24 protein-coding genes and 1 pseudogene are annotated in these 24,295 nt (G+C 69.9%); 10 read left to right on the top strand and 15 right to left on the bottom strand.

Annotated features, from left to right (window positions below):
- The first annotated feature begins 101 nt into the window (after positions 1-101).
- Together AB0I18_RS11200 and AB0I18_RS11195 are read left to right on the top strand one after the other, a co-directional pair.
- On the top strand, positions 102-1,160 hold the full coding sequence (locus AB0I18_RS11200; RefSeq protein ID WP_363105147.1) for an ABC transporter substrate-binding protein: 1,059 nt from the start codon (positions 102-104) through the stop codon (positions 1,158-1,160).
- 48 nt (positions 1,161-1,208) lie between these two features.
- Positions 1,209-2,039 carry a class I SAM-dependent methyltransferase gene (locus AB0I18_RS11195; protein ID WP_363105146.1) on the top strand — a complete coding sequence of 277 codons (831 nt, stop codon included), beginning with the start codon at positions 1,209-1,211 and terminating at the stop codon, positions 2,037-2,039.
- Between the two features lie 24 nt (positions 2,040-2,063).
- Here AB0I18_RS11195 and AB0I18_RS11190 read toward each other — a convergent pair whose 3' ends face one another.
- From AB0I18_RS11190 to AB0I18_RS11180, 3 genes are read right to left on the bottom strand one after another with little or no spacing between them, the layout of a single operon-like run.
- Positions 2,064-4,631 (bottom strand): hypothetical protein, encoded by a 2,568-nt coding sequence (locus tag AB0I18_RS11190; protein ID WP_363105145.1) that lies wholly within the window; start codon positions 4,629-4,631, stop codon positions 2,064-2,066.
- Positions 4,628-5,320, bottom strand: a complete 693-nt coding sequence (locus AB0I18_RS11185; protein WP_363105144.1) for an ATP-binding cassette domain-containing protein — start codon at positions 5,318-5,320, stop codon at positions 4,628-4,630. Before AB0I18_RS11185 ends, AB0I18_RS11190 begins: the two co-directional genes overlap by 4 nt.
- Before the next feature lies 1 nt (position 5,321).
- Positions 5,322-5,636 (bottom strand): peptidase inhibitor family I36 protein, encoded by a 315-nt coding sequence (locus AB0I18_RS11180; RefSeq protein WP_363105143.1) that lies wholly within the window; start codon positions 5,634-5,636, stop codon positions 5,322-5,324.
- Positions 5,637-5,977: 341 nt separating this feature from the next.
- Here AB0I18_RS11180 and AB0I18_RS11175 point away from each other — a divergent pair.
- Together AB0I18_RS11175 and AB0I18_RS11170 are read left to right on the top strand one after the other, a co-directional pair.
- Positions 5,978-6,169: pseudogene (locus AB0I18_RS11175) on the top strand (NUDIX domain-containing protein); the annotation flags it as partial.
- Positions 6,170-6,613: 444 nt separating this feature from the next.
- Positions 6,614-7,036, top strand: a complete 423-nt coding sequence (locus AB0I18_RS11170) for a luciferase family protein (protein ID WP_363105142.1) — start codon at positions 6,614-6,616, stop codon at positions 7,034-7,036.
- Positions 7,037-7,240: 204 nt separating this feature from the next.
- Here AB0I18_RS11170 and AB0I18_RS11165 read toward each other — a convergent pair whose 3' ends face one another.
- From AB0I18_RS11165 to AB0I18_RS11150, 4 genes are all read right to left on the bottom strand, one after another.
- Positions 7,241-7,552, bottom strand: coding sequence for a hypothetical protein (locus AB0I18_RS11165; protein WP_363105141.1), 312 nt, complete (start codon positions 7,550-7,552; stop codon positions 7,241-7,243).
- A 100-nt stretch (positions 7,553-7,652) separates the two neighbouring features.
- Positions 7,653-8,507, bottom strand: a complete 855-nt coding sequence (locus AB0I18_RS11160; RefSeq protein WP_363105140.1) for a helix-turn-helix transcriptional regulator — start codon at positions 8,505-8,507, stop codon at positions 7,653-7,655.
- Positions 8,508-8,532: 25 nt separating this feature from the next.
- Complete coding sequence (locus AB0I18_RS11155) at positions 8,533-9,060, bottom strand: DUF6879 family protein (protein WP_363105139.1); 528 nt, start codon at positions 9,058-9,060, stop codon at positions 8,533-8,535.
- A complete protein-coding gene (locus AB0I18_RS11150; RefSeq protein WP_363105138.1) occupies positions 9,038-9,265 on the bottom strand; it encodes a hypothetical protein in 228 nt (75 codons plus the stop codon). Before AB0I18_RS11150 ends, AB0I18_RS11155 begins: the two co-directional genes overlap by 23 nt.
- A 137-nt stretch (positions 9,266-9,402) precedes the next feature.
- Between AB0I18_RS11150 and AB0I18_RS11145 the strand changes: the two genes are divergently transcribed.
- Positions 9,403-10,014, top strand: a complete 612-nt coding sequence (locus tag AB0I18_RS11145) for a DUF5753 domain-containing protein (RefSeq protein ID WP_363105137.1) — start codon at positions 9,403-9,405, stop codon at positions 10,012-10,014.
- Positions 10,015-10,021: 7 nt separating this feature from the next.
- Here AB0I18_RS11145 and AB0I18_RS11140 read toward each other — a convergent pair whose 3' ends face one another.
- A complete protein-coding gene (locus AB0I18_RS11140) occupies positions 10,022-10,198 on the bottom strand; it encodes a DUF397 domain-containing protein (RefSeq protein ID WP_363105136.1) in 177 nt (58 codons plus the stop codon).
- An 11-nt stretch (positions 10,199-10,209) separates the two neighbouring features.
- Positions 10,210-11,061: a helix-turn-helix transcriptional regulator gene (locus AB0I18_RS11135; RefSeq protein WP_363105135.1), complete on the bottom strand. Its 852-nt coding sequence runs from the start codon at positions 11,059-11,061 to the stop codon at positions 10,210-10,212.
- Between the two features lie 236 nt (positions 11,062-11,297).
- Between AB0I18_RS11135 and AB0I18_RS11130 the strand changes: the two genes are divergently transcribed.
- From AB0I18_RS11130 to AB0I18_RS11120, 3 genes are read left to right on the top strand one after another with little or no spacing between them, the layout of a single operon-like run.
- Positions 11,298-11,735, top strand: a complete 438-nt coding sequence (locus AB0I18_RS11130; RefSeq protein ID WP_363105134.1) for an ATP-binding protein — start codon at positions 11,298-11,300, stop codon at positions 11,733-11,735.
- 57 nt (positions 11,736-11,792) lie between these two features.
- Complete coding sequence (locus AB0I18_RS11125) at positions 11,793-12,404, top strand: TetR/AcrR family transcriptional regulator (protein WP_363105133.1); 612 nt, start codon at positions 11,793-11,795, stop codon at positions 12,402-12,404.
- Positions 12,401-12,829, top strand: coding sequence for a DUF6069 family protein (locus tag AB0I18_RS11120; RefSeq protein ID WP_363105132.1), 429 nt, complete (start codon positions 12,401-12,403; stop codon positions 12,827-12,829). The genes AB0I18_RS11125 and AB0I18_RS11120 overlap by 4 nt, the downstream gene beginning before the upstream one ends.
- Before the next feature lie 83 nt (positions 12,830-12,912).
- Here the strand turns inward: AB0I18_RS11120 and AB0I18_RS11115 are convergent, their stop codons facing one another.
- On the bottom strand, positions 12,913-13,854 hold the full coding sequence (locus AB0I18_RS11115) for a L,D-transpeptidase (RefSeq protein ID WP_363105131.1): 942 nt from the start codon (positions 13,852-13,854) through the stop codon (positions 12,913-12,915).
- The gene (locus AB0I18_RS11110) at positions 13,844-14,353 is read right to left on the bottom strand and encodes a SigE family RNA polymerase sigma factor (protein WP_363105130.1); all 510 of its coding nucleotides are present in this window, start codon (positions 14,351-14,353) and stop codon (positions 13,844-13,846) included. The genes AB0I18_RS11115 and AB0I18_RS11110 overlap by 11 nt, the downstream gene beginning before the upstream one ends.
- A 195-nt stretch (positions 14,354-14,548) precedes the next feature.
- Between AB0I18_RS11110 and AB0I18_RS11105 the strand changes: the two genes are divergently transcribed.
- Both AB0I18_RS11105 and AB0I18_RS11100 read left to right on the top strand, forming a co-directional pair.
- Positions 14,549-15,685, top strand: a complete 1,137-nt coding sequence (locus tag AB0I18_RS11105) for a sigma factor-like helix-turn-helix DNA-binding protein (protein ID WP_363105129.1) — start codon at positions 14,549-14,551, stop codon at positions 15,683-15,685.
- Positions 15,682-17,544, top strand: coding sequence for a transglycosylase domain-containing protein (locus AB0I18_RS11100; protein WP_363105128.1), 1,863 nt, complete (start codon positions 15,682-15,684; stop codon positions 17,542-17,544). Before AB0I18_RS11105 ends, AB0I18_RS11100 begins: the two co-directional genes overlap by 4 nt.
- A gap of 110 nt (positions 17,545-17,654) precedes the next feature.
- On the opposite strand, the gene AB0I18_RS11095 is transcribed toward AB0I18_RS11100, so the two are convergent.
- From AB0I18_RS11095 to AB0I18_RS11080, 4 genes are all read right to left on the bottom strand, one after another.
- Positions 17,655-18,506, bottom strand: a complete 852-nt coding sequence (locus tag AB0I18_RS11095) for a TIGR03943 family protein (RefSeq protein WP_363105127.1) — start codon at positions 18,504-18,506, stop codon at positions 17,655-17,657.
- A 41-nt stretch (positions 18,507-18,547) separates the two neighbouring features.
- On the bottom strand, positions 18,548-19,558 hold the full coding sequence (locus AB0I18_RS11090; protein ID WP_363105126.1) for a permease: 1,011 nt from the start codon (positions 19,556-19,558) through the stop codon (positions 18,548-18,550).
- Positions 19,559-19,668: 110 nt separating this feature from the next.
- Positions 19,669-22,323, bottom strand: coding sequence for a SpoIIE family protein phosphatase (locus AB0I18_RS11085; RefSeq protein ID WP_363105125.1), 2,655 nt, complete (start codon positions 22,321-22,323; stop codon positions 19,669-19,671).
- A gap of 327 nt (positions 22,324-22,650) precedes the next feature.
- Positions 22,651-23,994, bottom strand: coding sequence for a helix-turn-helix domain-containing protein (locus AB0I18_RS11080; protein ID WP_363105124.1), 1,344 nt, complete (start codon positions 23,992-23,994; stop codon positions 22,651-22,653).
- Positions 23,995-24,295 lie beyond the last annotated feature (301 nt).

The raw sequence follows: 24,295 nt of genomic DNA, 5'->3' as shown, positions 1-24,295 counted from the left end.
TGACCCGGCTCCGGCTGTCAGGGACTGTCGACAGTGGGCAGGGGCTGTCGGCAGTCGACAAGGGCTGTCGACGATGGGGATGGTTAGGTTAGCCTGCCCTAATGAACCCTGCTCTCTCCTCCTCCGCCCGGGCCGGTGTCTCCCGACGGCGGCTGCTGGCGGCCGGCGGCGCGCTCGCCCTCAGCCCTCTCCTGGCCGCCTGCGGTGACGGCGACGGCGGGTCCGCGCGGACGGCCGGGGACGACGAGAGCGGCGAGAGCGGCGACGGCGCCTGGTCGTTCAAGGACGACCGCGGGAAGACCGTCAGGACGGACGGGAAACCGGAGACGCTCGTCGCCTTCGTCAGTACGGCCGCGGCGCTCTACGACTACGGCATCGAGTGCAAGGGCGTCTTCGGGCCCACCGACCCGGTCGGGGGCAAACCCAATCCGCAGGCCGGCGACATGGACGTGTCGAAGCTGACCAGCCTCGGCACGGCGTGGGGCCAGTTCAACATCGAGAAGTACGCGGCGCTCAAGCCCGACCTGCTGATCAGCAACATGTTCCCGGGACCCGACCTCTGGTTCGTCCCCGCGGAGAGCTGGAAGAAGATCGACCCCCTCGCTCCCTCCGTCGGGATCAGCGTCGCCCGGGCCCCGCTCACCACCCCCCTCCGGCGGACCGCCGCACTCGCCGAGGCCCTCGGCGCGGATCTCTCCGCCAAGAAGGTCACCGACGCGAAGGCCCGCTTCGAGAAGGCCGCCGAGACCCTGCGCAAGGCCGCCGAGGCGAGCGGCGGGCTGAAGGTCATGGCGATGACGGGCGACGACGAGCAGATGTATGTGGGCGTCCCCGACTCGTACAGCGATCTCAACTACTTCAAGGACCTCGGCGTGGAGTTCGTCGAGGGGAAGAAGTCCGACGAGTGGGGCTTCTGGGAGTTCCTCAGCTGGGAGAACGCCGACAAGTACCACGCCGACCTGATCATGGTCGACAACCGCTCCCACGCACTCTCCCTCAAGGACCTCGGCAGGAAGCCCACGTGGCGTCAACTGCCCGCCGTCAAGGCCGGGCAGACCACGCCGTGGTCGATGGAGGAGCGGTTCAGCTACGCCGGTTTCGCCCCCGTCGTCGAACGGCTCGCGGCGGCCGTGCGGAAGTCCGAGAGGCTGGACGTCTAAGGCCCCGACCCCCTATCGCCCCTATCGACCGGTGAGGAGAGTTGTCCGGTGGACAAGCGCACGCCCCAACTCGGTGACATCCAGGAGACGTTGCTCATCCCCCTCTACGGCCGGGCGGTCGAGACCCGTAAACGGCGCGGCATGCTCAACGACCCGCGTGCCGTGGAGATGGTCGACGCGCTGGACTACGACTTCTCCCGCTTCGACGGCGCGAAGAGCCTGCTCGGGGCGAGTCTGCGCACCCTGATCTTCGACCAGTGGGTGAGCGACTTCATGGAGCGGCACCCGTCGGGCACGGTCGTGGAACTCGGCACCGGCCTCAACACCCGCTTCGAGCGCCTGGACAACGGCACGGTCCACTGGTTCGACCTCGACCTCCCCGACGTGATCGACCTGCGGCGGAGCTTCTTCGAGGACACCGGGCGCCGGCGCATGATCGCCGCCTCCGTCACCGACCCCGGCTGGCCGGACGAGGTACGGAAGAGCCCCGGGCCGTACTTCCTGGCCGCCGAGGCGGTGCTGCTCTATCTGGAGGAGGAGCTGGTCCGCTCGGTGTTCCAGCTGGTCGGCGAGCGGTTGCCCGGGGCGCACCTCGCCCTGGAGACCGCGTCCGCCCGGATGATCGACAGCCAGGACAGCCATGACGTACTCGCCGGAATGGCGGCCCGTATGCACTGGCGGTGCGACGACCCCAAAGCCGTCGAGCACTGGCAGCCCGGCCTCCGGCTGACCGACTCCCGCACCCTCGCCCAGCTGCCCGCCCCGGTCGCCCGCCGGCTCCCCGTCCCCTTCCGCGTCCTGCTGCGCGCCATGACCACACTCCGCCGCCGCGACATCGAGGCCTACCGCTTCAACCTGTTCCGCTTCGCCGACGAGTGACGGGGCGTCCGGGTCACCCGGGCATCACCCTTCTCCCTGGGTGCGGAGACGCAGGAGCGAACGTGTGGCGGCCAACAGGGCAGCGAGGTAGATCGCGGCGAGCAGGGTGGCCAACTGCGCCCAGGGGATGCTCAGGACGAAACCGGAGATCCGGGTGGAGATGATCACCGTGGGCACCAGGGCGATGACCAGACCGAGCAGCGTACTGACCGCGATGAGGGCTGCCTGCTGGTAGAGCAGAATGCGCCGCGCCCAAGAGGGCGGCAGCCCGAGCGCGGAGAGCCCGGCCAAGTAGCCGCGCAGGGTGCGGATCTGGCCGCGGACGGCTGTCAGGACCGTGGCCAGGACGAGGAGTACCAGTGCGACCGCGGTGGCGAGCAGCGCCGCTGGAGCAACGGCCGGCTCGGGGGGCACGTAGATCCGTACCGCGCGTCCGTCGTGCCCGGCGGCGACAAGCGCCTTCTGAACAGCTTCGGCCTCGGTGTCGGCAATGCCGGTGATCATGACTGGCCCCTGTGGGGGCAGCGGCAGCCGAAGGTCGTTCGCGGTGGAGCGGAGCATGATGCCGTCGCTGCCGGCTCGCCAGTGGGTCGGCGCGGCGTCCACCGAAACCGTCGGGAGTTCGGGGGTGCGGCCAAGGATCTTGTCGTCCTGGTGCACGACGAGCCGGGTACGTGCGGAGGTGCCTTCCGGGGCGCCCGGTGCGTCGGACCAGACGAGCAGGCCCCCATCGGTCAGAGTGGCGAGCTGATCGCGGTCGAGGTCGTGTCCGAGCAGGTGCTCGGCGTCGGCAGGGGATTTCACGGTCAGGAAGAGGGTGGCACTGTTCGGCCGGGTGGCCGAACGGATGACGTCGTCGCCGTCCACGGTGTAGACGGGACTGATCTCGAAGCGGGGGTGGCCGTCGAGGAGCTTGGTGGCCTCTGCGGCCCGCACCACGGACTTGGTGGGGGCGAAGCGGTCGCTGCTGCTGTCGGCCAGCAGGACTTGGCCGGGCAGGACGTCGGGGTGCCGCTGCGTGTCGGCCGTGCGCAGCAAGGTGTCCAGCAGCGCGAGAAATCCCAGGGAAGCGCCGAAGAGCACCGTGAGTACGGCGAGGGAGGCGCAGGCACGGCGCGAGTCGGCCGCCAGTTGCCGCCGGGCGAGCCGCGAACGTGGTCCTCGCTCGGGGATGAACCTGAGCGTCAGTGCGAACGCCTCGGGGATGACCAGCAGCACGGCGACGGTCACTATGCCGGTCAGGGTCATGGCCATGGCTGGTGAATCGACGCGGACGGCGTAGACCGCTGTGGCGCACCAGGCGACGACCGCCAGTACCTGCCGGGTGTCCCGGACACGACGAGCCGTTTTGCCGCCGGCCGTTTCGGCGCCGGAGTGGTTGGCGTCGCCCCGGGAAACTGGCGTGGCGTCGCGGCGGTCGGTGCGCGCCAGTGCCACCCCGGCGACCAGGGAGGTGAGCACGGTCAGGGTGAGCAGGCGCAGGGCGGGATCGGCGAGTCCGTCGATGGGACCGGCCGGGCGCTCTCTCAGATGGGAGACGAGCAGGCGGGCGACTGCCCCCACCGCCAGACCCGCTGCGGCTCCTGCCGCCGCGGCGGCAAGGGACCACGCCAGCGTGGCAAGGGTGAGTCCGGCCGCTGCCGACCGGCGGGATACGCCCAGGGAGACCAGGGAGCCGACAGTGCGCCGAAAGCGCCGGTCGTTCAGCCCGAACACCAGTAGTACGGCGCCCAGCGGCACCAGGAACGCCGGAACCGTGTAACCGGCCGGGGTCTTCTCAATCCAGAACCCCTCCCCGCTGCCTTCTTTCCGCAGAGAGAGTGTGTCGGCGACGGCGACAGCGCCCTCCGCCTTTGTGTCCTGTTCTTTCTCCCAGCTGCTGATTGCGACGCTGAACGCCGAGATTGCGCTCTTGGGTTCGGCTCCTGACCACAGGAGGACGGGCTGGGTAGCCAGGATGGGGAACCCATCGACCAGGTTCTCGTCCAACGCGGCCCAGGTGCCCGGGGCCGCCAGCAGGTTCGTAGTGCTGGCATTACGGTCGTCGGCCGTGCCGACCACCTTGAGGTGAACGTCTCCCAGCACGGTCAGCACCTTGCCCGGCGCGGTCCGCACATCCTGCGCCTCGGTGACGACGACCTCGCCCGGGCTGCTCGGCCAACGCCCGGACTGAAGGTCGTAGCGACGCGGGTAGGGGCCGGAGCTCCAGTCGGCCTCGAACATCGTCACGTTGCGTGCGGGCGTGGTGTTGAGCTGGACATCGTAGGCGCTGAGCATGACCAGCGCGTCCGTGATACCCGCCTGTTGCAGGCGCTCTCGCAGCTCGGGGACGAACGCGTCGTCCCCGGGAGGGAGTTGAACGCTGCCGTAGCCCACCGACGCATCGAAGCGGCCCATGTCCCGGTCGGCGACCTGCGCACCGGACAGGGACAGCGTCTTGAGCACGATGAACATCGCCACGACGAAGATCGCGGCGACGAAGACCGTCAGGGTGGAGCGGATCAGCGCGCGCGAGCGAGCCAGCCGCCGTGCCAGTCGGAAGACCAGACGCAGTTGCTGCGCTGCCGGGGCCGCCCCGGTTTCAGCACTCACGAACGCTTCTCCAGTCGGCCGTCCACGACCTCGTAGATGGTGTCGGCAAATTCCCGGCACCGGGTGTCGTGCGAGCAGACGACGGCGAGTACGCCCTCGTCGCACAGCGCACGGATCAGTTTGAACAGTTCCTGGGTCGCCGCGGAATCCAGGGCGCCGGTCGGCTCGTCCGCCAACAGCACCGCGCGCTGTCCCGTCAGGGCGCGCGCCACCCCGACCCGCTGACGCTGTCCGCCCGACAGCTGCCAGGGCAACCGATCCTCAAGGCCGGGAAGACCGACCCGGGCAAGTTGCCGCAGGGCCTCCGAGCGGGCTTGTGCGGCCGGTCGGCCGAGTGCTTCCAGGGGCAGGGCGACGTTCTCCGCCGCCGTGAACTCCTGGATCAGGTTGTGATCCTGGAACACGACGCCCACGGTGCGGAGTCTGAGCTCCGCCCGTTGCTTCTCACCGGCGCCCCCCACCTCGACGCCGCCCACCTGGATCTCGCCGGTGTCAGCGAGATCCAGGCCGGCCAGCAGATTGAGCAGCGTCGACTTGCCCGAACCGCTGGCGCCGTAGATGCACACGAATTCGCCCGGTCGTGCTACGAAGTCCACATCCCGCGCGGCCCACACAGTCTCCACCTCGGAGCGGTAGGCCTTGCAGACCCCCCTGGTCCGGATCAGCGCGGCATCCACAGCCTCAGACAATTTAGCAACCGTTCCTGGTCCGGAAGGAGGACACCTCGTCGCTGTTCAAGGGCGAGACGTTGTTGTCGTTGCTGGCCCTGGCCATGCCCTGCTTGTCGCCGCCGCCGTTGGCGTTGTCGGTCATGCAGCCGTCGTAGGTCGCGGAGAGGTTGGCCCACGAGTCCATCTCGTCGTTCCTCTCGCCGGTCAGGCTCGTGAACGTGGTGCTGCCGTGCGCACGTTCGCCGATCAGCCAGGCGAAGTCGTTGTTTCCCCACAAACACATGTTGTTCGAGTTGCACTGGTTCAGGGCGGCGTTAGCCGTGCTGGGCGTCATTGCCAAGGCAGCGAACAGGAGCGCTGCCGAAGCTATGACCTTCTTGGCTCACAAAGTGTCTCCTAGGCTGACTGAGTGAGCTCACATGACTCCGAGGCGTGTCACTCGGAGGCGACAGATCATCTCCGTGGGCCTATTCGCAGGTCAAGGATCACGCTGGCTTCACGCCACACAATGGCCACTCTTGCAACATGACTTGACGACAAGTCATGCACATGCTTGACGTCTTGGGACAAGTGCGGAATTTCCCGAGCGCCCCGAGCTTCGCGCGCGGGCGGTGCCTTCCCGTGCCCTGCCCGGCGGCAACCGCTCGCCCAAACCTGTTCGCAGCGAACCTGCCCGCTTCCCCCGGCAGCCACGTCGACCCCGGCGAGACCAGCCGTGACGCGGCTGCCCGCGAGCTTGCCGAGGAGACCGGCGTACACGTGACGCCCGAGGCCCTGCACCAGCTCGGCACCTGGGACCAGTTCGGCCGCGACCCTCACGGCAGGTACGTCACCGTCGCCTACCGCGTCACCGTCCCTACCGGGACTCCTAAAACCTCAGCGAAAGGGACTTTCCGCCCGATCGTTGCCGAACAGCCCTCATTGGCAGTAATCGATCCCGGCGGCCCGGCCGACCGCCGGCAGGCACACACAAGTCCTGCGGTTCTTGGCTGAACCGCAGGACCCTGCGCCAGCAACCGACTCCCGGCGCCGGTCACTTGCCAGCCGAGTCCCCAAGGTCAGCAACCAACACCAATCCACACCACACGCCCGGAATAGTTCGCGAACAGGTACTGACACGTCCACGTTCGAGCCGCCCGGCCCTCGGCGAAGGTGTCCGGGACGCGATCCGGACGACCGGGGCGGTGGACGGCCGGGCCGGAACACGGCAGTCCTGGACGAGTGACCGGGCGGTAAACCGGACTTGCGGGCCGCGTGGTCGAGGGTGGCTCGGGGTAGTACTCCAGGTGAAGTGTGAGTGAGGATGGGATTATGACCGCGGCCCCTCGCGCCATCGCTCTTCTGGAGACGTGGCCGAACCTGGTAAGTGGCCCGGCCCGATGCACCGTCGGGCAAGCCTTCGCTTCGGCGGGACACGAGATCGTCCATTTCCACTCCGACGACTCCGCCGACCTCTACCTCACGAGCACGGCGGTCGAACGCCTGCTTCCCCAGCTCCTCCACGCCGGCGCGGTCAGGGTCAGCCCCGGCGCCTCCTGGATCACCGTCCTCCTCGACTGCGACGCGGACGTCCAGCTCCTGCTGGGCCTACTGAGCGTCGCCCTGAAGGAACAGGGCGCGCTCCCGCCCCGACGCCCGTCACCACCGTGCGACTGGGAGCGTCCGGCGGTCCCGCGACCGCGCCCGGGAGCCGCCCGCCGCGTGGTGGACCGGCTCAGGCCGCACGCCCACTGACCGGCCACCGACCCCTGCTCCACGCACTGTTCCACCGACCGGCGCGGACCACCGCCCGCTTGCGCTCGATCCGCCCCGACCCGCCACACCACCAGCGGCCAACCGAGTGGCGACAGACAGCCCCTCTATACGTTCAACAGGGATGCGGGGCAGGTCGGTTCCACGCGCGGTTCGCCTCTGAGCAATTGGACGGGGAGGGCGGACTCAGGTCCAGCTCGGGCCGTCCTTCGGTACCAGCACCACACCGGGCGCGAGAGCCGTCGCGCTCTCCCGGAACAGCTCGTGCAGAATGGATCTGCTGCTACCCATGGCCTTGGCCAGCCGGTCAGCAAGAAGCTCCGCCTCGGAAGGCAGTAGGACCATTTCTACGTCCGCAATGTGCCGACCGTTCTTCGTCAGCCAGATGGGGATGCGAACGCTGCCGTCGTCACCCTTGTAGGCCGGTCGACTCGGGATGGGATCCATACGCCACCCACAGACAGGCAGCCCTTGTTCCGACTTCGGTGTGACGGCCATGCCGACTCCCCTCGATCCACGACAGTTACTGCTGACGATGCACACAGCGTCGGGCTGGATCGTGGGAGTATTCAACGAACTTCTACTCACTTGCACCGATTCACTCGAGCGCGTTGATGGCAGACGTGATCAGATTCCTTGCCTGGGTTCCGTAGACCGCGACGCCGGCTAGTTCAGCGAATGTCCGAGCATATTCAGAAATACCCGCCGGTTGGCGCACGTTGAGGTGCGCGCTGACCAGTTCCACACCAACCAGTTCATCGTCGAAGATCGAGAAGGACTCGGTTGACCAGGCACGTCCACGGGGAGCGCCCATCGGAATGAGGCCGAGACTGACCGAGGGCAAGGAAGCCACGGTAATGAGCCGACCGAGCTGAGCCGCCATGATTTCGCCATTCCCGATGACAGTTCGAAGTACCCACTCTTCGACGAGAAATGCAAACCGGCGGCCGGCGGAGTGGAGAATATGCTGGCGCGCCATCCTCGCGGCCACAGCGTCACCAACGTCCCCCGGAGCCTCTCGAAGCGAGGCGACGGTCGCCAGCACCGCGCCGGTGTACCCGGGCGTCTGCAACAGCCCGGGGACGACCCACGACTGATAGAAGCGGAACCGATGTGTTCGCTCATAGAGCGGCAGGACGGATTCCTGCACATGCCTCAGTCCCGCCCGTTCCAGGCGTCGCCAGTCGACATACATCTCCTCTATGCCGCGAGCCGTGGAGATCAGCTCTGAAATCTGATCCTCTGCACCGCACACTTCGGCCCATACGCGAATGTCTGCATCCGAGGGGAGGGTTACACCATTCTCGATACGCGAGGACTTGGACTCGTGCCAGCCGGCCCGGACAGCCAGCGCCCGTGCCGTTTCAATCCCCGCCGCCTGGCGAATCTCTCGAAGCCGCTTACCCAGAGTCTTGCGGGCTTCCTGGACGGCCGAGGAAGATGAAGCAGTCAATTGAGGTACTCACCGTTACACCCAGTCAGGACAACCGGTATTCCTCATGCGGAACAGCCCGTTCCCACACCGCTTCGAAAGCCGTCGAGCACAGCCGAGTCACGGCTGGATCCGTCGTACGCTCCTCATCACCCTCAGGTGAGAGCTCGCCATCCCCTGTGAAGTGCAGAAACACCACGAGACTGTCGTCGAACAGCCAGAAGTCGTTCCCCGGGAGCGCGAGATCCGAAGCCCGCCGCCGAGGAAGCCAGCGAACCTGCTCGCCCGCTTCAACGTTTCCAGCCGTCACGTGATATTCGAATCGAATGTAGTCCGTGACCGGCTCGGAAACGATCCGAGCCCGGCGCACCACGACTCCTCGGCCGGTGGTCTCCCTCATCAGGGCGAGCCAGGAACTGGTCTCCTGGTCCAGGTAGCGGGACACTTCACGCGCCCCCTCACGCCAGGCGATGTACTCCGGGTCCGACCGCATGTAGCCGTCCCGCATCTCAAGATGCACGGCAGACCTCTTGGCCAGCCGGAACAGTTCCTCAAACGTGGGCTCCTCCGTCACCGTTCACCTCCGGGAAGAACTGCATCATGCGTTTGGGGACCTCGACAACGGTCTCGTGATCCGGCAGGTCGAGCTGCGACAGCCGCTGGTCGTCCAACACTTTCCAGCCCTGGACCAGATAGTTGTCGGTTTCGTCGTCGTAGTAGACCGTCGGCGACTTGCCCTCCGGCGATTCAGGGTCCTTGCCCAGCAGGTGCAGAGCCATGGTTTCCTCCGTGCTCGTGGTCCGACGACCTACGGCTCCGAGCTTGCACGCCACCCTCCCGATCACGCACTGAACTTGCAGATACTTGCACTGCCTTAAGGTTCCGTCAGCCCTCAGAGCTGGGGAGGATGTCCTATATGACGAAGTCCAGGCAGCCGCACGACAAGTGGAACAAATTGCTCCACGAAGGGACCGGTCCAGTACAGGACGAGTTCCTGGAACTGGTTCGCCGGACCCGGCACTCCCGCCACTACTGCGACAACATCGTCTGGGGAAACCTCCAGACCACCGACTACGCCCGAGCCGTCTTCCGGCGAGTCGTCGACTTCCACCAGATCCCCGACGACGTCGAGGCCGGCGTGGCGCGACGAACGGCCCGCGCCCAATTCATCGGGCAGGGTGGCCGTACCTACCACGCCCTGCTCGGAGAACAGGCTCTGCGCACAAACCTCGGCGGCACGGAGACCATGCGAGGCCAGCTCGCGCACCTCCTCGCGGCCCTCGATCTGCCAGGGCTCAAGCTGGGTGTCATTCCGACGCGGGCTGAACTCGCCCTGTACCCAGGGCACTCATTCTCGATCTTTGACAGAGCGCAGGTCGAGGTCGAGACGTTCTCCGCCGGCCTCAACATCACCGGAAAGGACGAGATCGCCGTCTACGAGAAGGCGTTCTCCGTACTTGAGCGGTCAGCGGTCTACGGGCAGGAGGCACGGGGCCTGATCGAGTCGGAGTTGATCGCCATCTCCTGACGGGCATCTACACCTCGCGCTTCAGCGACCCGAGCAAAGCACGGAGTCGGGCGGGTGCGACGGTGATGACGATGTCCGCGGTGTCGCTCTCACGTATCAGGATCTGGCCATCGTGATGGGCGAGTTCGACGCAGTCCTCGGCGTCGATTCCCGAGAAGGACGACTTCTGCCACTGGGGCGACATTCCGGTACCTCTCACAGCTCCTGTGCGATGTGGTGGATGAGCTGCCGGGACTCACGTTCGCTCAGCGCCGTGCCCTCGGCGAAGTCCAGCATCCCACCGAACCTCTTGAGCCCGGCAGTGTCGGTGATAGGGATGCCGCCCACCGGACTGTCCAGGTGAACCGTGTCGAGCCGCGGCACAACTCCTCCCGCGTACAACAGAGAATGGGCCGCCTCGATGAAGTCCTCACAGGTGAACGGGATGACCCGCACGGTCACCGTCGGCCACTCCGACGCTTCCAACAGGAACTCCAACTGCGCCTTCGCCACCTTGCGGCCGCCGTACCGCATGCGCAAGGCCGCTTCGTGCACCAGAGCCACGAAAGGTGTCGGGGCGGCACGCTCGAAGATGTTCCGCCGCTTCATCCGGAACTCCACACGTGCGTCCACCTCGTCAGCGGGAAGCTCGGGGACGTAACTGCTGTGAATCGCCCGTACGTACTCCTCGCTCTGAAGGATTCCGGGCACGTTCACGATCTGGACACTGCGCAAGTAGGTGGCGTGTTGCTCCAACTCGGCGAGGTCCAGAAACCCAGGGCGCAGGACATCCCGGTAGTCCTCCCACCACCCCTTGCCCCGCTCCTCCGCCATAGCACACAACGCCTCGATCAACTTCTCGTCAGAGGCCGAGTACAAGGTCGCCAACCGCCGCACGCGTTCCGCGCTTACGCCCCAACGCCCTGACTCGATATGGCTGATCTGCGCCTGGTTGCCGCCGAGGAACGCCCCCGCCTCGCGGGCCGGCATGCCTGCCGCCTCCCGGAGCTGGCGCAACTCCGCGCCGAGCCGGGCCTGGCGTGCGGTGGGTTTGCTCCTGGGTGGCATCTGTTCCTCTTCCTGATCGAGCGCTCCAAGTCTGCCGCGCACGCGTACGGCGGGTCCACTCGCACGAGTGCATTTTCGGCACATAGATGAGACGGCACATAGATGTGCCTTACCGTCTTACTTGCACAGCACACCAGTAAACCCGCAGTGCAGCCACACCAGTTGGCGTGGCCGAGCCATGGCGGTGTGCAGCGCGAACATCCCCGTACCGCAAGAAACAACGAGGGAGCCCCCACATGGACCCCACCGCACTCGCCCAACGCGCCCCGCAGACCTACCGCCTCCGCACCCCCAACTCCCCCTCCAGCCCGAAGATCTGCCGAGACACGGTCGCCCTGCTTCTCCAGACCACCGGCCACCCCGAACTCGCTGAAACCGCCCGCCTGTTGGTGTCCGAAATCGTGACGAACGTCGGCCTCCACACCACCTCCCTCGCCGTCCGCCTCGAAGCGGTCATCCGGCACGATCGCGTACTCGTCTCCGTGCACGACGATGATCCGGGCGCCGACCCAGGCGCCGACCCCCGCCCGAGGGTCACGGACGGACAGGCGGAGAGCGGCCGCGGTTTCCTGCCCCTCGCCGGATTCGCCCACGACTGGGGTGTGACCTGGGCCGATGGATTCCGAACCACGGGGAAACGGGTCTGGTTCGAGCTTCGGGATGATGAAAAGTGAGCGGAGTGAGTCCTCACTCATTGACGGAGTGAGGACTCACTCCGTACTCTCGCGGTCATGACAGCACCTAAGGAGAACCAGACCACCCGCCGCCGCGCCCCCGGCATGCTGCCGGAGCAGCGCCGCGCGATGATCATCCAGACCGCGATCCCGCTGATCGCCGAGTACGGCGCCGCGGTGACGACCGCGAAGATCGCCCGTGCCGCGGGCATCGGCGAGGGAACGATCTTCCGGGTCTTCGCCGACAAGGACGAGCTGCTGCAGGCCTGCGTGGCCGAGGCGCTCTCCCCCGAGCACGCGGTCCGCGAGCTCGACGCGATCGACGTGTCCCAGCCGCTGCCCGACCGGCTCGCGGAGGCGGCCGAGGCACTGCAGGCGCACCTGTCCAGGATGGGCGCGATCGCCGGTTCGCTGGGGCATCGCGGCGGCAAGCACCCCGGCACGGTGCGCGGCGCGGGCCGCGACGAGTCGACGACCCGTATCCGCGCGGCCCTCGCGGAGCTGCTTGAACCCGACAAGGCCGCCCTGCGCCGGCCGCCGGAGCAGATCGCCGCCCTCTTCTTCGGGCTGCTCTTCGCCCAGCCGCGTACGGAGGACGAGCCCGACCTGACCCCGCGGGAGCTGGTGGAGGTCTTCCTGAACGGGGCGCTCTCGGGGGGCGCCGAGTGAGCGCGCGGAGAAGGCGCCTGGGGGTTACGGCCCTGGCCGTCCTGGCCCCCGTCCTGGTGTGGCTGGTCGCGGACCCACTGCTGGGGCACCGGCTGCGGATCGCCGACGGCGAGCAGCCGCTCGACATCGGCGCCGTGCCCGTGGCGTTCGCCGCACTGCTCGCGTCGCTCTCCGGCTGGGGACTGCTGGCCGCCCTGGAGCGGTTCGGGGTGCGGCGCGCCCGCGCCATCTGGACCGGGGTGGCCGGCGCCGTACTGGCTGTGTCCTTCCTGCCGTTCATCGGCGACGGCATGGACGGCGGTACCCGGATCTCCCTCGCCCTGATGCACCTGGCGGTGGCGGCGGTGCTGATCCCGGGGCTGAGCGGCAGGTCCCCCGGTGCCGGTGCCGGTGCCGGTGCCGGTGCCGGTGCCGCCAGGGGGTGACCGGCAGCACCAAGTCCGCCGTGAACAGCACCAGTTGGCTGCGCCGGTCACCCTGGCCACGCTCGCGCATGCCTTCCCCGCCGTCAGGACCCCGTACCGCCGCTCACGGCCCGCGGCGCCCCCGATGGCGTCGGCCTCGCGGTCTGCACCTCCGTTGGCGTCACCGTCGGCCTCGCGGCACGCGCTCCCGGGTCCGCCGGTGTCTGTGGCTCCCCCGGCGACGTCCCCACCACCTCGACCACCGAGCCCGGCCGCAACCGGTCGTACAGCCACTTCGCGTCGGCGCCCCGCAGGCCGATCGTGCCGCCGGTGCGGTCGTAGTTGCCGGGTGCCTTCTCGTCCCAGGTGAGGGCGACGAGGTAGTTCGTACGGTCGTCGGGGGTGCGCAGCATCAGCACCCAGGCCGCCTTCGCCTCGGACTCCTTCAGGCCGGCCAAATCGCCGGGAACCGTCCCCGCCTCGTACTTGGCGGTGACCGTCATCAGGCCTGTCGGTGTGGGCGTTCCGGCCGCGCCCGAGGAGATGGGCAGGGTGCGGCCCTGGGCGGACAGTTCACGCCGGGTGAGGTCGACGGTGGCGGCGACGCTCACCGGGCTGGGCGTCCTGGTGAGCGATGGCGTGGGGCTGCTGTACGTCGCGGCGGGCGGGGTCGAGCGGGCCTCCTCGCCGCCGGTGAGGAGCACGGTCAGGACGAGGGCGAGTGTTCCTACCGCGGTGGCGCCGGCCGCGGCCAGCGAGACCTGACGGCGGTGCCGGCGGCGTACCGCTCGGTGGCGGATCTCCGCGCCGGGGACGGGTACGGGTGTCTCGTGGTCCTGGGCCAGTTCATGGAGGGCGACGGTCAGTTCCGAGCCACGGTCGAAGCCGTCGAAGCCTTCGAAGTGGTCAGAACGGTCTGAGTGGTCAGAGCGGTCGGAGTCGCGGGACTCACCGGGGGCACCCCGTCCGCCACGTTCGCCAGGTCCCCCGGGTCCGTCGAGTCCGTCGGATCCGGTTCGTCCACCGGGCGTGAGTTCATCGGACACGGTCGTCCTCCCTCTCACCCAGTTCGTCGGCCTCGCCGAGCCGCCGTGCCAGCGCCGCCCGGCCGCGGGACAGCCGGGCCTTGACCGTCCCCACGGGCGCACCGGTTTCGGAGGCTACCTGCTCGACACTCAGGTCGCACAGATGGTGCAGGACGACAGCCATTCGCTGCGCCTCGGGCAGTTCCCGCAACGCCCCCACGAGCGCGGTGCGTTCCGGGCCCGGTCCTGGCGTGTGCTGCGGCGGCGGATCACGGCGCACCAACTCCAGCCAGCGCCGCGCCCGCCGCCAGCGGCTCACCGCGAGTCGCATCGCGACCGTACGGATCCACGCCTCCGGCGCCCCCTCGGCCAGGAACTCCCGCCGCCGGTCCCAGGCGCGTACGAACGCCTCCTGGACCACGTCCTGCGCCTCGCCGTGATCCCCGGTGAAGGCGTAGAGCTGGCCGGTCAGCCGGGGGAACGCGGCGGCGTAGAACCCGTCGAACTCTTCCTCGGTCATGCCCCCCGCCCGTGCCCCCGCCGGTGTCTGCGGAACTGCCGTGCAACCCGGCCGCCTCCGCCGTGCGTACAGGTCCCGTACGTCACATACGTCGCGTACATCGAAGCACAAGCCGGGTCCGGTCACCCTCGACGGCCGCGGCGACCGGAACCGAGCCGGAAGGAGTGGCGAGCGGGCAGCGCGCTCGAACCCACCATGGATGACGACGACTTCACGGCCCGCGCGACGGAGTGCTGGCCCCGGCTGGTGCGTACGGCCCGCCTCCTCACGGGCGACTCCGCCGAGGCGGAAGGGCTGGCGCGGGCGGCGCTGGCGGAGGTGTACGCGCGGCGGGGGCGGGTGCCGCGGGACGACGCGGAGTTCTGTGCGCGGCGGGCGCTGGTGGGTGGTTACCTCCGGCGGGCGCGCGGGGAACGGCTGCCGTGGACCCTCGTCCGGCCCGGGTCCAAGCCCAGGTTCGGGCCGAAGTCGGAGTCAAAGTCGAAGTCGTACGAGATCGATCAACTCGACCCTCTCACCGAGGTGTTGGCCGCCCTCCGGCCCCGTCGCCGTGCCGTGGCCGTACTGCACCACTGGGACGGCCTGACCCACCGCGAGATCGCCGCGCTCCTCAAATCCTCGCCGGGCGCGGTCAAGGCGCACAGACGCCGGGCGCTGAAGGCCCTTCGCGCGCACGCCGCGTACACCGAGCCGCCCGCCGCACCCCACCTCGCTGCACATCCCGTTCCCCGTCCCGTTCCCCGTCCCGTTCCGCTCCCCGAGATCGAGCAGGCGGGTCGCATCCGGCGTCGGCACCGGCGCCGTACGACCGCCCTGCTGACGGCGGCCGGAGCCCTGCTCGTCATACCGGCGGCCGTGGGCGCCGTACGCGGCACCGCATCCGGCTCCGACTCCGGCTCGGCCACAACTCCCGTCGCGGCTACGGCGGTTCGGATCGTGACAGCCGGTGAGCGTGTCGCCGTCGCGCCCGGTGTCGAGCTGTGGCTCACGAAGGACGGCAAGCACTGGTCGACGCCGAAGCGGCCGAACCAGTTCCACCCGGTCGACGAAGGCAAGGGCCCCGCCACCCTCAGCCTTCAGTCGGACCCCGTGGACAAGCGGCACTTCCTCTCCGGCGTCTACCAGGGCGCCGGCGTACCGTCCCGCGCCGAACTCACCACGGCCGAGGGCAAGTTCAGTGCCCGGCTGCTCACCCTGGCCGGCAGCCCCGGCTGGTCGGTCTGGTACGCCGACACACAACTGACCGACCTGAAACGGCCGTTGAAGTCGGCGGCCGTGAAGATCTACGACTCGACGGGCAAGCTCCTCGCCCAGACGGGCACACCCTCATGAGCACCCGCCTCCGCGCCTTACGGACCCTCCGTGCCTTACGGACCCTCCGTCCCCTCCGTGCCTTCCGGACCCATCTCCGCCGTACCCGCCCCCGCCGGCTCCGCCGCGCCCTCGCCGTCCTCCTCGCCCTGTTCCTCGCGGCCTGCGCCGCGCTGGTCGTCGCGTACCGGATGACGGACATCCCCGAGCCGCATCCCGAGACCGTCAGCCAGAGCACGGTCTTCGTGGACTCCGAGGGCGAGTACCTGGGCCGGCGCGGTCCCGTCGACCGGCAGGACATCCCGCTGAAGCAGGTGCCCCGGCACGTCCAGGACGCGGTGATCGCCGCCGAGAACCGGTCCTTCCGTACGGACTCGGGGGTCGCCCCGAGCGCGATCCTGCGGGCCGCGCTCGCGACCGTGACGGGCGGTGAGCGGCAGGGCGGGTCCACGATCACGCAGCAGTACGTGAAGAACGCCCTGCTGTCACCGGAGCAGTCCCTGTCCCGCAAGGCGCGGGAGGCGCTGATCGCGGTGAAGCTGGACCGGACGAGGTCCAAGGACGAGATCCTGGAGGGGTACCTCAACACGGTGTACTTCGGCCGGGGCGCCGCCGGTATCGAGTCCGCCGCACGGAACTACTTCGGCGTCGGCGCACCGGACCTGACGGTCTCCCAGGGCGCGGCGCTCGCGGCACTCGTCAACATCCCCTCGTACTACGAGCGGGCGGGCGCCGACGCGAAGGTGACCGGGACGCTGGAGCGTCGCTGGGCCTGGGTCCTCGACGCGATGGCGGACTCCGGTGCGATCAGCGAACGGCAGCGGGCGGCGGCCCGTTTCCCGGCGTTCCGCTTCTATCCGCCGGGTGCCACGGACGGCCGGCGCCAGTACCTGATCGACGCGGCGTCCGCGGAGGCCGCCGACCGGCTCGGCATCTCCGAGGACCAGCTGGCGCGCGGCGGCTACAAGGTGCACACCACCTTCGACCTCGGCCTGCAGGACGCGACGGCGGACCTCGTCCAAGAGCGCACGAACGGGAACGGGAGCGGAAGCGGGGACGGGGACGGGAGCACCGGCGCCAAGGGGGCGCGGCTGCACACCGCCGTCGTCGCCACCGTGCCCGGAGACGGGGCCGTGCGCGTGCTGTACGGGGGTGCGGACTACGCCCGGCAGCCGTTCAACGACGCCGTCGACGGGGCGGTCGAGGCGGGCACGGCGCTCGAACCGTTCACGCTGACCCGGCCCGGCGATCCGCTGGCCGGCCTCGCGAAAGAGGCCGCCCCCACCCCCGTACGCCTGAATGCCGCGTACGCGACCGTGGCCGCCGGGGGCACCCACGCGACCCCGTACACCGTCGCGAAGATCACCCGGGCCGGTCGTACGGTGCACACCGCGCGCCCCGAGACGCGTATGGCGATGGACGAGAAGGAGACGGCGGTGATCACCGAGTTCCTGCACGGATCGCTCGCCAAGGGCGGCGAATGGCCCCCGGGGGCCCAGGGGACACAGAGGGCCCGGGGGAGCAAGGAGTACGCGGTCGAGTCGGCCGTGCCAGGGGTCGTACCAGGGGCCGTACCCGTGCCCGTACCGTCGGCCGGCCACTCGGCGGGGGCCGGCAGCGGGCCCGGGGCGCGGACGGTCTGGCGGAACGTCTACTCGTCCCGACTCGCCCTCACCGTCGCCCTGTTCGCCGAACGCGAGGGCAAGCCCGCCCGGGTCGCGGGCCTCACCGGCACCGTCCCACCCGCCGAGTACGCGGCGCTGGCAGCGGCGGACGTGTGGCAACTGGCCCACGGAACCGGCACGGCGGGCGGCACCGGTCCCGACGCCACCCGGAGGCCCCTGCCCGGTGGTCAGCAGGGCGACGGCGCGGTGCCGTGACGGGTGCCCGGTGACCAGGTCCGGCCCACGTCCTGGCCGACCGGCGCCCGCTCGTCCTCAGCCACCCGGACGACGAGGCCATGCGCCGGTCCACACCACCGCCCGAACGCTCAGCGTTTCTCGTACGGATCCGACGGTGCCTTCACCCGCTCCACCGAGCTGGCGTCCAGTACAGGCCGAGCCGCATCCGACCCGGGCTCCCCCGTCCGGCGCCAGGTCCCCGTGACCGTCACCCACTCGTCCGGGGCCGGGCCGTCGGCGCCGCGGATCTCGACCTTCAGGGCCTGTACGTCGGCGGCGCAGCACGCGACGAGGAGGCGGGCGATGTACCAGGTGCCGTTGTCGCCGCGGGTGACGAAGCCGGTCAGGCGGACGGTGCGGTCTTTCAGGGACGCCCCCGTGTCCCACTCCGCGCGGGACGCGAACGCGCCGAGTGTGAGGTCGAGGGGGTCGCCGGCCGGGAGCTTCGGGAAGGTGCCGGCGCCCTGTGCCGCGGTCCTGGCCTCCTCGCGTCCGGCGCTGTACGAGCCGAGGGCGGGCGGCGGGAAGAGGAGGAGGGCGAGGGCCGGGGCGGTGAGCAGCCAGGCGATGCGGGGGTTGCGGATGTGATCGTGGCCGGTGTGGTCGTGCCGAGTGCTGTCGTGACTGGCGTGTTCCCGGCCGACCAGTCCCCCGCCGGTTTGGCCGACCTGTCCCCTGCCGGAGTGTTCGTGTTGTCCTCCGCCGACGTGTTCGTGCTGTTCATGACCGGCGTGTTCGTAGTGCTCATGGCCCTCGGGGCCGTCGTGATCCTGGTCGTGTTCGGAGTGGGCGCGGCTGAGCATGCCCACCACGCCGAGTGCGATCAGGACCATCCCCGAGACGATCAGGTACGGCCGCAGCCCTTCCTTCACGTAGCGCAGATACAGCTCGCTGAAGAGCGCGATCCTGAGCAGCGCGGCCCCGCAGAGGATCAGCAGCACCCCCTGCGGACGTAGACGCAGACGTATACGCGTTCGCGGCCTCACAGCACCCACCACCCCACCAGCACACTGCTCACCACGGCCACCACCCATGTCACCGACGAGAACCGCCACGCGAACGCCCGCCCGAAGGTCCCCGTCTGGAGGGCGATGAGCTTCAGGTCGACCATCGGGCCGACCACCATAAACGTGAGCCGGGCGGTGGGCGAGAAGCCCGTCAGGGACGCCGCGACGAAGGCGTCCGCCTCGGAGCAGACGCACAGGACCACGGCGAGGACCGCGAGGAGCAGTACCGACAGCCAGGGCGAGCCCGTGAAGACGTCGAGCACGGATCGCGGTACGAGGATGTTGAAGGTCGCCGCGGCGGCCGCGCCCAGTACGAGGAAGCCTCCGGCGTGCAGGAAGTCGTGCTGGAGCCCGTCCCGGAAGCCCCGCCAGCCGCCGCCCTCGGCCGCGGCCCGGCCCCCCTTGTTCCGCGGCGGCAGCCACTTCTCCTGCCCGAACCGCACCCAGAGCCAGCCCATCACCACGGCGGTGGCGAGCGAGGCGACGAGCCGGGCGCCGACCATGGCGGGGTTGCCGGGGAACGCGATGGACGTCGCGACCAGCACGACCGGATTGATGGCGGGCGCGGAGAGGAGGAAGGCCAGCGCGGCCGCCGGAGCCACTCCCCGCCGCATCAGGCTGTCGGCCACGGGCACGGACGCGCACTCGCAGCCGGGCAGTACGACCCCGGCCGCGCCCGCGACCGGCACGGCGAGCGCCGGGTTCTTCGGCAGTACGCGTCTGAAGACCCGCGCCGGTACGAACGCGCCGATCGCCGCCGACACCACCGTGCCCAGCAGCAGGAAGGGCATGCCCTGCACGGCGACGGCGGTGAACACGGTCCACCAGGCGGCCATGGCCGGTGTCGCGAGATCGAGCGCGACCATCGGCCCGAGGACCGATCCGACCGTCGCGATCGCGATCAGCGCGACGCCGCCGACCACCGCGTACACCAGCGCCCGCGCCACGACCCGAGCCCCGTCGCCCAGACTTCTTTGGTTCTCCACGCCCCTTGTTTCCCGCCCCTTGCTTCACGCCCGGCAGCCCGGCCGCACATCCCCGAGCAGGTTAGTCGGCCGTTCCGGGCGGCGCTTTCGCTTCTCCCGGGGAGCGGCCGTCAGCCGGTGCCCGCCACCCCCGCGGCCGCCGCGCTCCCTGTGGACAGAGTGAACCACGTGGTCTTGCCGTCCTCGGTGGCGTGGGTGCCCCAGCTGTCCGCGAGCGCGTCGACGATCGCGAGCCCGCGCCCGGACTCGTCGGCGGCGTCGGCCGACCGCTGGTGCGGCAGGTGTGGGCTGCGGTCGGTCACCTCGACGGTGAGCTCGTGTGCGGTGTGGCGCAGCCGCAGCCCGATGGGCCCGCCGGCGTGGAAGACGGCGTTGGTGAGGAGTTCGGAGGCCAGCAGCCGGGCGTCGTCGGTCACGTCGTGGGGGCAGTTCCAGGAGGCCAGGAACTCCGTGAGGAAGGCGCGCCCTTCGGTCACCGCCGCGGGGACGGCCGCCAGGTCGAGGCGGGCGGTGGCGAGCGGGGCCGACGGCAGGCGCACCAGGAGCAGGGTGACGTCGTCGTACGGTCCGTCGCCGTCGGGCAGCAGTTCGGCGAGCGCGTGGTCGGCGGCCTCCTCCAGTCCTGGCTCGGTCGCGAACGCGGTGCCCAGCGCCGCGGCGAGGGCGTCGAGCTGGCTGTCGATGTCGCAGCCGGGTGTTTCGACCAGTCCGTCGGTGCAGAGCACGAGGGTGGAGCCCACCGGGATGGGGACGGTGACCTGCTCGTGGGGGATCTCGCCCACGCCGAGGGGGACGCTGACCGGGACCGGCAGGGTGCGGACCGCGGCGTCGGGGGTGGCCAGCAGCGGGGGCAGATGCCCGGCGGAGCAGATCGTGGCCTCGCCCGCGCCCGGGTCGATCTCCACATAGCAGCAGGTGATGAACTGGTCGGGCTGCCCTGGCAGGTCGGCCACGACCGCCTCCAGGGTGTGCATCAGCTGCCGCGGCGGCATCCCGCTCCTGGCCAGCGCGTGCGCGGCCGAGCGCAGCTGCCCCATGACGACGGCCGCCGTCAGACCGCGCCCCATGACATCGCCGATCAGGGCGCCGACGCGGCCGGCGCCCAGCGGCACCAGGTCGAACCAGTCGCCGCCGACGCCCGCCCCCTGGGTGGCGGGCAGATAGCGGTGGGCGGTGGGCATCCCGGGGATCTCGGGCGGAATGCCCATGAGGCTGCGCTGCAGGGTCAGGGCGATGTGCCGCTGCCGCTCGTACAGCGCGGTGAGTTCGGCCTCCACCCGTTTCTGCGCGCTCACGTCCCGCACGATGGCGGAGGCCCCGACGATCTGGCCGTCGGGGGCCCGGGTCGGCCACAGCGTGACGTCCACGTCCAGCCGCGCCCCGGTGGCGGTGACCCGGATGGTCTCGAAGTGCTCGATCTTCTCGCCGCGGCTGAGCCGGTCGAGCAGCTCGTCGATCTCGTCCTTGCGGTCGGGCGGCGCGAGGAACGACACGTGGGTGCCGATCGCCTCCTCGGAGGTGTGGCCGTACAGCCGCTCGGCGGCCGCGTTCCAGTAGGTGATCCGCCCGTCCAGGGTCTTGGCCAGGATCGCGTCGTGCGAAGACTCCACCAGGGCGGTCAGGTCGTTGACCCGTGATTCGGCCGCCTGGCGGTCGGTGCCGTCCCAGACCGCCGCGGCCACCAGAGGGCTCCAGGCGGGGGCGACGCCTGCCTCGACCGGCTGGCACAGCACCAGGGCCAGGTCGTCCGTGAGCTGCCCGGCGTGCCGGAGCACCCGCGTGTACAGGGAGCGGAGCGCCTCCTCCGGAAGGGCCGCGGGCAGGGCGGCGGGCGCCTCGCCCAGCAGCGGGAACGGCGTGCCCTGGGCGTCGCGAGCTCCGGTCAGACCGTCGGTGTAGAACAGCAGCCGGTCACCGGACTCCAAAGAGAAGTGGTCCTGGCGCGGGTTCGGCCGCAGGCCCAACGGGAGTGTCGGCTCGGCGGGTTCGAGCAACTCGACGTCCTGTCCCGAGCAGCGCAGCGGTGCGGGGTGGCCGCAGTTGACGAGGCGTACCTCGCCGGGCGCGAACTCGGCGAGCACCGCGGTGACGAAGTCCTCGGGACCCAGCTCCGGGGCGAGCCGCGCGTCCAGGGCGGCGGTGAGCTCGGGCAGTCGTTCCGTGGTGTACGCCAGCTCGCGGAAGCCGGTGACCACCGCCGCGGTCAGCCGTACCGCGTCCAGGCCGTGCCCGCAGACGTCGGCGATCAGGACCCGCAGGCCGAACGGGGTCTGCGCGACGTCGTACACATCCCCGCCGAGACCTGACTCCTCGGTCGCGGAGTGGTAGCGGGTACACACATGTGTGCCGTCCAGCATCCGGGAGAGGGGCTGCAGAATCGCCGCCTGGGTGGCCTTGGTGGCCTGGCGGGACAGGGCCAGCGAGCGGAGTGCGGCCTCCAGGGCGGCACGTTTTCGCGCCCCGTACACGGTCAGCGCACAGCCGAGCAGCACTCCGCACCAGCGCACGGCGAACGCGAGCGTCAGGAAGGTGCCGTCCAGCAGGCCCGCCGCCACTCCGGCCAGCGCGGCCCAGCAGCCCACCAGCACGGTGTGCCGCACGTCGAGCCGGGTGCAGGCCAGCAGGGGGCCGATGACCAGGAGCGCGACGATCTGGGGATCACCGTCGGCCAGCACGTCCAGCACGGCGATCAGCAGGCAGACACCCAGCGAAACCAGGAAGACAGGGGACAGCACTGGCCGCCCTGCCGCACGGACGGCGGTCATGTACCGCTCCCTCTCGATCGAGCCAGCCGCGGTGCGTCGATCAGCCCGTCATCCCGCCGGACTCGACCAGGCACATCGGACCACTCTGATCCGATTCACGCCACTATCCTCCGCGGATCCCGGCCGACCTCGGGCTGACCACAACACGGCACAAAATGCCCGTATCTGCCCGCGCATGTCCGGAACGCGGCCCGCGGCAGGCACACAGCACTCCGCACACAGCACTCCGCGGAAAGAGCGCCACACGTCAGCCGTGGCCGGGCACCGCACGTCAGCCGTAGCCGATCGCCACGCGTCAGCCGTGGCCGGTCGTCCCCCGGCGGCCCCTCAGAGCGACGGGTGCGCCGGCGCCGGACCCAGCGTCGTCGTTCCCGGCGCCGTGCGATGGCCGAGGCCCGTCCGGTACACGTCCAGTGCCGCCTCGACCCGGCCCGTACGCCGGAGCAGGTCTCCCAGCAGGCGGCACAGGTCGGCCAGGTCGCCCGCCGCGCCGGCCCGTTCGAGAAGGCTCAGCGCGCGCACGTAGTGCTCCTCGGCCGTCTCGGTGTCCCGCGCGTCCTCCGCGATGATGCCGAGCAGGCGGTGGGCGGCCGCCGAGTGGACGGCACCCCGCTCCGGGCTCAGGTCCCCGAGCACGTCGCGGAGCAGCTCCGACGCCTCGTCCGACTTTCCCCGCCGGTGCAGTACGTCCGCCAGCTCCACGGCCACCTGACTGGTGTAGAGCGCGGCCCGCCTGGCGGAGAGCATCTCCTGCGCCCGCCGCAACTCCCCTTCCGCCCGCTCCAGTTCACCGTTCTGCGCGTACAAATACCCGCGCATCCAGTGGCAGTTGGCAAGCTCCGTACGAATCTGAAGCTGCCGGTACAGTTCTGCCGCCTTCGCCAGCGACGCGTCCGCCTCCGCCATCCGCCCCTCGGCGATCATCGTGCGGGCGACCGACCGGTGCATACGGGCCACCAGCACCGGATCCCCGACCTGCGGGGCCAGCGCGAGGGCGAACTCCGCGGCCTGCGCGGCCCGGGCGTGCGCGCCCATGTCCATGTACGGGGCGATGACGCCCGTGTAGAGGAGCAGCAGGGCATCGGGATCCTGCATCCCGCCGCGGTTCAGCTCGTCGAGCGTGGACTCGTACAGGTAGCAGGAGTAACGGAGTTCGCCCGCCAGGTAGTGGGAGACGGCCCGGCCCCGCAGCGCCGGCACCCGGCTCGTCAGCGGTGCGTCGGCGAGCCGCTTCTCCGCCTGCTCGAAGCGGAGGCGTGCCGTCGCCAAGTCCCCTGTGTCCAGGGCGCATTCGCCGAGCCCCAGCAACGCGGCCGCGCACTCGGCCTCAAGACCGTGTGTCTCCGCCTCCCCGAGCAGCGCGGTGTACTGCTCGGCCGCGACCTCCGCCTCGCCGGTGGCGAGGGTCCGCTGCGCGTCGGTGAGCCTCAGCCGCAGCTCCGTGGCGAGGCGGGCGGGCCGGCCGGTGGCCAGTTCCTCGTACGCGACCCCGAGCCGCTCCGCGATGTGCCGCAGCGCGTCCTCGGAGGGCCGTACCCGGCCTGCCTCCAGCGTGGAGACGTACGCGGGGGTGTAAGCGGGTTCCGCCAACTGCCTCTGCGTCAGCCCGCGTTCGGTACGCAGCTGCTGCACTCTGCGCCCGATGGTTCCCGGGTCGTCGCGCTCGGCCATGGCGTAAGCATGCCAGTAAGCCGACTTACACCCAGGAGGTACCCAACTTTCTTGCCGTACCAGCACAGTTGAACCATGCGGGGAGGCGGCGGACGGGCCGATTCCCCTACTTGCCCCTGCGGCAAACACGCCCTAGGTTAAGCCGCGCGTTAAACGCATGATGACGCAGACTTAAGCAGACTTAATACGCTGGCCTACGTTGACGATGCGAGGTTGTCGCCGTGTTCCGACGCATTGCCGCGCGCTACATCCCGGCTCGGTTCGTTGTCGCGCTGGGTGCCGCCGTGATCGCCTTCACCGC

It is taken from the genome of Streptomyces sp. NPDC050704, assembly GCF_040654355.1.
Classification (GTDB): Bacteria; Actinomycetota; Actinomycetes; order Streptomycetales; family Streptomycetaceae; genus Streptomyces.
The sequence above is the reverse complement of the archived record's forward strand: the minus strand, read 5'-3'. Positions and strand labels throughout refer to the sequence as shown.